The organism is Xanthovirga aplysinae (genome assembly GCF_009711365.1).
Lineage (GTDB): Bacteria > Bacteroidota > Bacteroidia > Cytophagales > Cyclobacteriaceae > Xanthovirga > Xanthovirga aplysinae.
The window spans coordinates 1-10,918 of record NZ_SMMB01001194.1 but is presented as its reverse complement, the minus strand read 5'-3'; the positions used below and the strand labels follow the sequence as shown (position 1 = coordinate 10,918).

The window sequence follows — 10,918 nt, the reverse complement described above, 5'->3', positions numbered from 1 at the left end:
AAATAATATTTAAGGAAGATTTTGAGCAAGGGGATATTCGGAATAGGGGCTGGACGGGAGAGCTGTACCGCCACGATCGTTGGGATGTAAGTACTCGGTCCCCCCATTCGGGCCAATATGCGGCTCGTTACGACTGCTACGTCAGCGGAACGCAAGGAAGCATGTACACCCCTACCATTAACTTATCTCAATATAAAGATGTGTATTTAAACTTTTGGGTGCTACAAAGAAAAAGGGATTGGCTGTGGGCAGATTATTTCAATCATTTGTATGTGGAATTATCCAATGATGGGGGAAATACCTGGACCCGAGTTTCTCATTTGACCATAATTGAAAGTTATCGCTATATTTCTCTTAAACTGGATGATCTAATTACCTTAACTGATCGGGTAAAAATCCGATTTATAGGGCAGGGAGGAAATGCAGATGATAATGCCTATGACACCTTTTTAGATGACATTGAGGTGACCGGTACCTTTGTAGGCCCTGTAGTAAAAAAGCTGAACCGTTTGGACATTATGAAGTATTGGGCGCCTCAAATCTTTCAAGATGTTCGAAGTGATAAACCTCTGGGTCACCAATATTATCAAGCCCAAGACTTTATTTTAAAATATGATTATGATAAAGATTGGAACGGAAATAACAACGCTACAAATAGTGCGACCAATAGCTATAGCCCTAATTTTGTGGGCGCTACTTATGGCACCTATGCCGAAACGGAAACACATATATTTATAGAATATGATTTTTACCATTCTATGGACGATGCCATCATTGAAGCAGACAGGCATTTACACGATTGGGAAGCGGTCCGTTTATGTATCCAAAAAGACGGCACCACCTATGGAAAAATAAGGGCCATACACTCCATTTATCACAGTGAAGGTAGATATTACTCCGCCGGACAGGTGAGCTATCATAAAGGAAGCCATCCAAGAATGTATATTTCCTCTAATGGAGATGTACTTAATAGTTGTTGGGATACAGGGGCTCACGGTCATGGCATAGAATCTTATAAGCCAGGAGAACACTGTACAGGAGATGACGCCATTGTTTATAATGTAGCAGATGTAGGGGAAGCACCAACTAACACCGGAGGAGGGGCATTTAGGAATCAGTACAATTATAGCATTATTGACCATGAGGAGTTAATAAACCAGGGCGTAAGAGGAGGAGGAAATGATTTTGCTACAGAGTTTGCCAACAATTTTCCGTTTTTAAAAACCGAGGCCCCTTATAGCTACGATTATGTATATCATCCTTATAGATCATCCGGCTCTTCGGCACGTACAGCTTCTCTAGAGAATTTTACCACCCAACAAATTGGGCAAAAAAGCGCATCCAAAGATGGTTATGCCTATTCCTTTAAAGATGTTTATACAGTGGTGGGTTCCGGAATGGACATCTGGAATACGGAAGATCATTTTCAATATGCTTATCAGTCACTCAATGGAGATGGAGAGATTGTCGCTCGGGTATATGATTTTCAGGAAAATATTAATGGATGGGCAAAAGCGGGAATTATGATCCGTGAAACTTTGGAAAGCAATTCCAAATATGCGATCGCCTGCATGTCATCCTCCTACGGAGTGCATATGCAAGGACGTAGCACCACTGGGGCAAATAGCGTACATTATCAAACCGCAAATGTATTTAACCAAGCCTATTTAAGGTTAAAAAGACAAGGGGATTTATTTACTTCTTATTATTCTACAGATGGTAAAAATTGGTATTTCTTAGCAGAACAAACCATTACCATGAACCCTCAAGTCTATGTAGGTTTGGCTGTATCCTCACATAATCCAGATAGTCAGAGTGCAGCTGTATTTGATAATGTGCAAGTTGCATCCAATGTTCAGGGGTTAGCTAACCAATCAAGGGTTGTAGACAATACGATCACCCAAAGCAAAGATTCATCCTTAGCCTCCTCTCTAAAAGCCTACTCGAATGCAGGGCAGTTATTCCTAAAGGCATCGGACTTAGACCTGGAAGGAAAAGTTTTGCATGTCTATAACATCAGGGGACAAAGAGTATTGGAAAAAACTTTGAAAGATCAGCCCCTTCAACAATTTCACTTTGCTGAAAAAAGAGGAATATACTTTGTGCGTATTCAACTGGAAGGTGAAATTTTTACCCAAAAATTCTTAGTAAAATAATAGGGATTAGCACCTTTCGCTTAATTCAAACTTTCACATTAAGTATTCCTTTTTTTGTGTTGGGTCGCCTGAATGGCGACCCACATTTTAATTAAGCCTAAAGACCTTTTATTCACCTTTATCAACTTTGCCGATAAAGGCGGGGCGTCATAGTAGTCCTATAAAAAAAAGAAAAGCGAACTACTTTCTAAAATTCGAATAAAAGTATTTAAATTAACCAAAAAAAATATATAATACACTGAATTTCAATATCATAATAACCCGATCATTAACTAATTAAAATATTAATTCCATGAAAAGGCTTATTATACTCGGACTTTTTGCCGTTTTATTCAACATTCTTACTGCTTGTAATGCCCAAAACTCCCCCAATAATCAGACCGGACAAAAGGTAGTTAACAAAAATAAAATTGTGGGTGGCGGTTGTGAAGTCTGCCAATTAATGTATGTAGGCATGCCCACCAATATCAAATCCGTTGATTATAGTTTAGGATGGAAGGAAGAAGGACAAAAACTCTTAGTTACCGGAACTGTTTACAGACTTGATGGAAAAACCCCAGCCCCAAACATCGTAATTTATTACTGGCATGCTGACCCAAATGGCAATTATTCACCAAGAGAGGGAATGGAAGAGAAAGCCAGGCCCCATGGATACCTTCGAGGTTGGGTTAAATCAGATAAAAATGGAAAATACTCCATTTATACCCTTAAACCGGGACATTATTCAACTGATGACACTCCAGCTCACATCCACCTCTCAGTTAAAGAGCCTCACCTAGACAATGAGTATTACATAGACGACTTAGTTTTTGACGATGATAAGCGTTTAACAGCCAGGGAAAGAAGAGCCTTCAAAAACCGTGGCGGAAGTGGAATATTAAAGGTTTCGAGTTATAAGGATATGCAGATTGCCCAACATGATATCATTTTGGGGCTCAATATCCTGAACTATCCTGGAACTTTAAATAAAGATTGATTTCAGTGTTCTCAAGAACTCCCATGTTTCTTTTTCTCCTCTCTTAATAAGATCTGGTTCCTGATGGGAGTTCATTTTTCATTACCCTTTAATTTAATTCGCCTAATTATTGGGGTATTTTTAACAAATAAAAACATACCCCTAAAAACTTACCCTTTCTTGGGGATCCTATTTTTAATTATTGAATATTAGTTGGGAAATAGTTATTTTCAGAAACAAAATACATTTTAAACAAAGACTTACCCAATTCCATTAGTCTGATGTAAAAAGAGAATTAACTATCCCTTCTAACTTTCCCATTTTTCCCTCCGCCTTTTCTCAATTTAAAAAAATGCATCCCTCTCCCTCACTTCAAGATTTTTAAAGCCGCTCACTTAAAATAGCGATCATCGTTTTTATCCCATCACGGTAATTCCCTAAGCGAAGGTTTTCATTTGGACTGTGTTGATTATTATCTCGATTTACGGTAGGAACCCCTACTGCAGAAATACCCAGTGCTGTGATGAAAGGAGAAATTGGAATGGATCCCCCAGTCATTCTCTGCATAATAGGTTTTTGATTAAAAGCTTTTATCAGGGCTTTTTGTAACCAAACACCCACTTCTGAGTCAAACCTGGTCCTAAAGGATTGATAAGAAATCTCAGAAAGGAAGGTTGCCACTTTTTCATGATTCATTCGTTCTTCTTTCGTTGGAGTTTTATCGGTAACGTAATAACCCTGGTCTTCTATGTGCTTTTTCACCAAGCCGATAAGCCTCTCCGGATCGGTTTCTAAAACCAATCTCATATCTAATTCGGCCTTAGCCCAGTCAGGCACAATGGTGCGTTTTTTTTCATTTATCCAACCCGATTGCATTCCGCAAATATTTAAGGAAGGATACTGCAAAGCTTCCTGATAGTAATCTCCCACCTTATCTACCCTACCCAGTTGTAACCTTTCCTTAATTTCGTATTCGTCATCAGGAATAGCACGTAAAATCTTTTCCGTTTCAGCATCTATGAAAACCCCGTCATAAAAAGTGGGAATGCTTACTCTTCCTTGATCGTCCTTCATTGAGGCCAACAATTTAGACAATCCAAAAGCAGGATTAGGGGCATAATTACCATAATGCCCACTATGTTGAGGCTTTATTGGACCATAGGTAATGAGGGAAATGGTGGCAATCCCTCTTGCTCCAAAAGTTAAAGTAGGTTGATTGCTTATGTGCCTGGGCCCATCAAAAATAATGAGCATATCTGCTTTTAATAATTTTTCATTTTCCTTCACGGCCTTAGCTAAATGTGGTGAACCCAACTCCTCCTCAAAATCCATTATGACCTTCATATTAAAATTTGGATCTATTTGTGCTTCTTGAATTGCATCAAGAGCTGAAAGGAACATCACAACAGGACCTTTGGCATCAGAAGCTGACCTGGCAAAAACTCTCCAATCCTTCTCAAAATGCTCCCATTGGTCCCTGGATACCTCTTCCCACTCCCCTTCTGTATTTTGTCTTTTTACGACAGGCAAATAAGGGCTTTCCTGAAACCATTCTGAAGCATCAACCGGCTGACCATCGATTTGCAGATAAATCAATACGGTCTTTTTTGCCCCAACATTTTTTCGTTCAGCAAGAAGCAAGGGAACCGTTTCTGTTTCAATCCTTGAAGTTTTAAAATTCCTACTCTGGAAAGCCTGCTCGCACCATTTCACATTTTTTTCTATGTCTTTAGGAAAAAATGCATCATTAGGAATACTTAAAAACTCCCTCAATAGCGGTAATGATTTTTTTGCATATTTCTCAGATAATATATTCAAGCGATCCTGATCCATACCTTGACCATAAGATTGAAGTGAAAATAAAAAACCTAACCAGAAAACAGATAAAACTCTCCACTGGCATCTAAAATATAAATCCCCCATAGAATAAATTTAATAAACTCGCCCTATATTAAAAACCACTTTTTTAACAAAAAAACGTAAAGTAAATTATTTTAAAAATAAAATAGAATACCTAATCTAAATATTTTAAAGCATAAAAAACAAATATCCGGTTACTGTCTTTTAATACTTTAAAAACTGTCAATAAATCAATTAAAGAAAAGGGAATTCAAAATAATTTTAACGGTTTGGAATAATTTATTAAATAATATCATGAGAATTCAAAGGCCTTAAAAAAATCTTAACACCAAAGAAATTAAATTTTTATGGCGTGTTATCCAATAATAAGGTATCTTATGGCTGTTTTGACAATTTTTTATTTGACTTTTTTCCTATTTTGGTTTAAACCACTGGGTTGAACAATAGGCAGCAGCTTATTTTTGAGGGAACTTTCCACATTTGTGGTAGACCATTTTTTGAAATAATGGAGAAAAGTCTACTTTTAGCATATTTTTAACGATTTAATTAAAGATTACAAGTTCATTTATGTTTATCACTAAAAATTTTAACCTAAAGAATATAATCCAATTCAGTGGAGTACACATCATTTGGCTCACCCTCTGGGTGTCCTTCGTAGCCTTTATTTATGAATATTTTGAATTGTCTTGGTTGGTTATTCCTTGGTTACCCCTTTCAGTGATCGGTACGGCCGTGGCCTTTTATGTTGGTTTTAAAAATAATAGTGCTTATGACAGAATGTGGGAAGCACGGAAAATATGGGGAGCCATTATAAACAGTAGCCGGTCATGGGGTACGCATGTGAAAAATTTTATCAGTAATTATTTTACAAATGACCCTGTATCTAAGGAAGAGCTAAAAAACATTAAACAAAGATTGATTTACCGTCATTTGGCATGGTTGTATGCTTTAAGAAGTCAATTGCTTGTTGTTACTCCATGGGAGCATGCCAATCAGAGGTGGCCTGTTGGTAAGAAAGCAAAAAAATATAGAAAACGCATTGGGACTAACCTGGATATAAGACAAAATTGGGAAAATGAGGTAAAAAGATTCCTTTCGGTGGAGGAATATGACCATCTAATTAACTTTAAAAATTCCGCCACACAAATAATTGACCATCAAGCCCAAGAACTTGCTTTCTTAAGAGAGAAAGGCCTAATGGACGATTTCAGACACATGGAAATGCAACGAATTCTTAGTGATTTTTATGACCACCAAGGGAAATGCGAACGTATCAAGAAGTTCCCGCTTCCTCGACAGTATGGTAGTATGAGTTTCATTTTTGTGGGTATTTTCATTTTCCTTTTACCTTTCGGTATGGTTTCGGAGTTTTCTAAATTAGGAGAATGGGGACTTGGGCTGGCCATTCCTTTTACCGTATTAATAGGTTGGGTCTTTGTAGTGATGGAATTGGTGGGAGATTACTCCGAAAATCCATTTCAGGGCATGGCCAATGATGTACCAATGTTGTCACTTTGTAGGGTAATCGAAAATGACCTGAGAGAAATGCTTGGAGAAACTGATTTACGCCCTGATATTCAACCTAAAAATGGGGTATTGATGTAATAGCCTCGTATCTTCACAATTTTTTTCACTTCTTCAGCCTGAAAACGAAGGACAGACTTTAAATATACTCTTGGTGTATTAACCCACGGATATACACCAGGGGTATACACAGTTGTTGTACACAATTATAAATATATAATAACTACCTTATAATAGTATTATAAATTTTCTTAATCTTATTGTAATAATACCAATGAAACAAGTAATCATATTAAGTTTAACATTTCTTTTATATGCCTCAACCGGGTGGAGTCAAAGCTTAGAATATCAAAAGCAGAAAGCCGAAAAAATAGAAAAGGGTTCTGTTTTTACTAAAATAATTAATAGGGAATCGCCTGCAACAATTGTTTATGAAGATGATGATGTTATTGCTTTTACTCCTTTACGATCCCAAGCACCTGTTCACTTATTAATTGTTCCCAAAAAAGAAATTCCTACGATTAATGACATAAGGGATGAAGATGCTTTAGTTCTAGGAAAACTGTTTTTGGTAGCTAAAAAATTAGCCAAGGAAAAGGGAATCTCCGAAACTGGTTACCGTCTTTCCATGAATATTAATGAAGATGCTGGTCAGTCTGTCTTTCATTTACACATGCATTTATTAGGTGGGAAAAAATTAGGTCCAATGTTAACTCAAGAAAAATAAAAGCCTTACCACCATAACATAAAACATAGCTGCCCTTATTAACAGCGACTATTTTTAGTCCAAAGTTTCATCCCTCTACAGTAACTTAATAACATATGAGCAACCTAAGACCTGGAATATTGCTATTCCTCATTTTTTTCACCTACAGTCGATCTTATTCCCAACTTTCTTCAAAGGAGGTAGATCAACTTGTCGAAAATACGATTAGTAAATTCAAGGTTGCCGGTGGTGCTGTTGGAATTGTGAAAGATGGAGAAATCATCCATGCCAAAGGATATGGTTTAAAGTCTATAAATTCAAAAAAGAAAGTTAATAAGCACACTCAATTTGCTATTGCGTCCAATACAAAAGCCTTTACTGCCACGGCCCTGGCCATTTTAGTTGAACAAGGAAAAATTAAATGGGAGGACAAGGTAATACGCCATCTTCCAGAATTTAAAATGTACAACAATTATGTTACAGAAAATTTTAACATCCAAGACTTATTGACTCATCGCAGTGGTTTGGCTATGGGAGCAGGAGACTTAATGGTTGTACCACCTGGAAGTGACTTTACAATCGATGATATCTTAAGCAGTTTCCAGTATTTTGTACCCCAATCAACTTTTAGAACAAGTTACAACTATAGCAATTTAATGTATTTAGTTGCCGGGGAATTGATATCTAGGGTAAGCAATATGAGTTATGAAGCTTTTATTGAGCAGCATATTTTCCAACCCTTGAATATGAATCATTCATACAGTGATTTATCAAAGATTTCAGATAAATCTAACTTAGCCACTCCTCATTTAAGTAATTCAGGAAAACTTAAAGAAATTACTCATTTTGAACAAACTGTGAACAGTGCAGCCGGAGGTATTTATTCTAACGTTGAGGACCTATGCCAATGGATGCTGATACATTTGAATAAAGGTAAATATGGAAAGAGTCTCGATTCTCAATTATTTACAGAGGCCAACCAACGGGAAATGTGGAAGATTCATAATTCATTTGTTACCAATACCAACGAAAGATATAATTTTCATTTCTCAGGCTATGGCCTCGGTTGGGATTTAAAAGATATCAGGGGTAATATGGCGGTCTCTCATACTGGGCTTTTACCTGGGATGGCGTCTCAAACAATCCTGATTCCAGATCTAAAACTGGGCATTGTGGTTTTGATTAACAGTTCTGATGAGGTGGGATTTAGTCCTACCGATCCAATTGCTTTCTCCATACTGGACAGCTACCTTGGACTTGATGATTTTAATTGGATGGATAAAACCTATCAATCTTTGCAAAAAGGAAACAACCAAGCGGATAGTACGGTTTCTGTGGTTTGGAAGACGGTAAAATCTAACGCCAATCATCAATTGGCTACGGAAGACTACATTGGAGTTTATAAGGATAGATGGTTTGGGAAAGTAGAAATATTCTTAAACAAAGGCCAACTGTGGTTCAAATCCCAACGCTCCCCAAAGCTAAATGGAAAAATGTCTTATTATAAAGCCAATGCATTTGCCATACGGTGGGAGTATCAAGATTTGAATGGAGATGCATTTGCCATTTTCAGCCTGGATGAGGAAGGAAAAGCTCAGTCCATCCGAATGAAAGGAATATCTCCCGAAATTGATTTTAGCTTTGATTTCCAGGATTTGGACTTACAAAGGGTTGAATAAAAAAATCTCACATATACCATAAATGAATATCTGACCTGAATGAATAGACACCTTTCTACTTTAATGTCTATTAATTCGTCTTTAATTTGCATAATCAATTCTCCTTCAGGAAATTACCCATACAAAATTTCAAAAATGGAACATGGAGGAGGAGAGATAACTATCTGAGGTAAATTTCATAGGGATTATTAAAATGACCTTTATTCTTATACTTTATTCTCCTGTTTTTAAGGAAATACCCATTCAGATTTCTCTCCTAATTTGACCATACTTCTCCTTAAAGGAACTTCCAGTCTAAAGCCTGCATTCCTTCTGGTATAGGTCGGTCTCCGGAGATGAAATTTAGGCTGCATACGTATTCAAAACAGTTCTTTATTCTCTTCTTCACTATATTGTTCGTAAGTGGAGGAGTGGCCCTGTATTATTACCTTGATGTAAAAGAAAAACATAAACAATTAGATCAAAAGGCCTTTAACATCATTGACCGCATCATCGTCAATGCTTATAGTAAATTTTCAACCTATCAAACCAGCACAAAGTATTCTGTAAAAAAAATAATAAGAGAATCTTTTAGAGAAGAATATAGCATCAAAAAGCAGGCTTCTGAAATCAGTTACAAGGATATATTCAATTATCTAATCGCTACGAAGGCAAAAAAAATCCCTTCTATTTCTATCCCAACCCAACCCGATGAGCATAAGGAATTAAATTTGAACTCCATAAAGGTCCATTTTAATTCTGAGCAAAATGGAAGGGAAAATTTAAAAAGCCAATATACCTATAAATTAGGACATCAATCGGCCCAAGGAAAAAGCTTTCTAGATTTTACCGAAAGCTTTCTTCATAGAAATAAACAAAATGAAAAACTAGAAGTAGTCTACACTTATGAGGTTAACTTTGATGATTTTATAGAACCTTTATTACGGAGGGATTTTTTAACAGATTATGTTATTTTCTTACGAAATGACCAAGGGAAGCCCTTTCAAAAGGTTTATGAAAGCTTTCCCTATGAATTGGATTTAGCCCCACTTATCCCAAACGTTAAGGATAGTCTCCTACTCCCTCCGACAAGCTTAAGCAAAATTATAATGATCTCTGGGAAAAAGTATAAATTATTCACTCAGGTAGTATCAGGCATTGAGGGTGGTAATTGGATGGTATATGGACTCATGCCTTATAAAGAATATAATCGATTGGCCCTTCGCTTAGACCCCTACTTAATTTTACTGTTGATTTTCCTCATTTTACTATTAACTTTTATCCTTCCTGTCATTAACCTGATATTTAGAAATACGTTCAAAAGAATTTTTAATTCTGATCTCTTTCTAGCCTATTTTTCATTAATTCTCGTCTCTGCCCTTTTAAGTCTACTTTTACTTAGCACCGCTTTTTTTGGCTTTATCATCCCTGAAAACAGAAAAATAATCTTAAAATCCCTTTCTGAACAAATTAATAAGCAAGCCGCTCAGAATTTCAAAAGTTCCTTGATTGAGTTAATTCGAGCGGACATAAAACTCTATAAAAACAAAAACCTGGATCACTACATTACCTCGAAAAATAATTCTTTTGGGCAATTGGAGTTTAATCCCATTATACACGAGTTCTTCTGGGTCAAGAAGTCAGGGGATATGGCACTTGAGTGGATCAATGAAAAAGATGAACATCCGATTTTCAATATCTCCAAAAGAAACTATTTCAAAGAAGTAATGAAAGGAAAAGGATGGCTATATCCACTGGAAAATCCTGATGTTCGTTTCTATTCACGGGTTTTGGCCAAAGCAAAAGGGCATACATATACCCCTGGTATTCCTCACTTTCGCTATTACTATCAACCTATTTACTCCTATGATGAAGGAGTAAACCTCAATATTCTATCCATTGAGAGTTTAAATCATGCAAAATACAAAGTGGCAGCTACAAGCTCACACCTGAACGCTCTCAGAAACACTTATCTACCTCCAGGATACGGTTTTTGTATTATAGATAATAAAGGGGAAGTGTTGATTCATTCCAATAGGAATTTAAATCTGAGGGAAAA

The 10,918-nt window shown here is 36.6% G+C and carries 7 protein-coding genes; 6 read left to right on the top strand and 1 reads right to left on the bottom strand.

Going from position 1 to position 10,918, the window contains the following annotated elements:
* Positions 1–2,156 (top strand): T9SS type A sorting domain-containing protein (locus E1171_RS16350; protein ID WP_155207126.1); only part of this gene is annotated, 2,156 nt, incomplete at its 5' end.
* A gap of 292 nt (positions 2,157–2,448) precedes the next feature.
* Entirely contained in the window at positions 2,449–3,132 is a 684-nt protein-coding gene (locus E1171_RS16345; protein WP_155207125.1) for a dioxygenase family protein, read from the top strand.
* Positions 3,133–3,492: 360 nt separating this feature from the next.
* Here E1171_RS16345 and E1171_RS16340 read toward each other — a convergent pair whose 3' ends face one another.
* Positions 3,493–5,034 (bottom strand): M20/M25/M40 family metallo-hydrolase, encoded by a 1,542-nt coding sequence (locus tag E1171_RS16340; protein WP_155207124.1) that lies wholly within the window; start codon positions 5,032–5,034, stop codon positions 3,493–3,495.
* Between the two features lie 504 nt (positions 5,035–5,538).
* On the opposite strand from E1171_RS16340, the gene E1171_RS16335 reads away from it, so the two are divergent.
* From E1171_RS16335 to E1171_RS16320, 4 genes are all read left to right on the top strand, one after another.
* Entirely contained in the window at positions 5,539–6,576 is a 1,038-nt protein-coding gene (locus E1171_RS16335; RefSeq protein ID WP_155207123.1) for a bestrophin family protein, read from the top strand.
* 193 nt (positions 6,577–6,769) lie between these two features.
* Positions 6,770–7,222 (top strand): histidine triad nucleotide-binding protein, encoded by a 453-nt coding sequence (locus E1171_RS16330; protein ID WP_155207122.1) that lies wholly within the window; start codon positions 6,770–6,772, stop codon positions 7,220–7,222.
* Between the two features lie 95 nt (positions 7,223–7,317).
* Complete coding sequence (locus E1171_RS16325; protein WP_155207121.1) at positions 7,318–8,880, top strand: serine hydrolase; 1,563 nt, start codon at positions 7,318–7,320, stop codon at positions 8,878–8,880.
* A 335-nt stretch (positions 8,881–9,215) separates the two neighbouring features.
* Positions 9,216–10,918 (top strand): cache domain-containing protein (locus E1171_RS16320; RefSeq protein ID WP_155207120.1); only part of this gene is annotated, 1,703 nt, incomplete at its 3' end.

What these genes read in the sequence shown, in the direction of transcription:
- E1171_RS16345 (WP_155207125.1), top strand. Translation starts at nt 2,449, where the DNA reads ATGAAAAGGCTTATTATACTCGGACTTTTTGCCGTTTTATTCAACATT.
- E1171_RS16340 (WP_155207124.1), bottom strand. Translation starts at nt 5,034, where the DNA reads ATGGGGGATTTATATTTTAGATGCCAGTGGAGAGTTTTATCTGTTTTC.
- E1171_RS16335 (WP_155207123.1), top strand. Translation starts at nt 5,539, where the DNA reads ATGTTTATCACTAAAAATTTTAACCTAAAGAATATAATCCAATTCAGT.
- E1171_RS16330 (WP_155207122.1), top strand. Translation starts at nt 6,770, where the DNA reads ATGAAACAAGTAATCATATTAAGTTTAACATTTCTTTTATATGCCTCA.
- E1171_RS16325 (WP_155207121.1), top strand. Translation starts at nt 7,318, where the DNA reads ATGAGCAACCTAAGACCTGGAATATTGCTATTCCTCATTTTTTTCACC.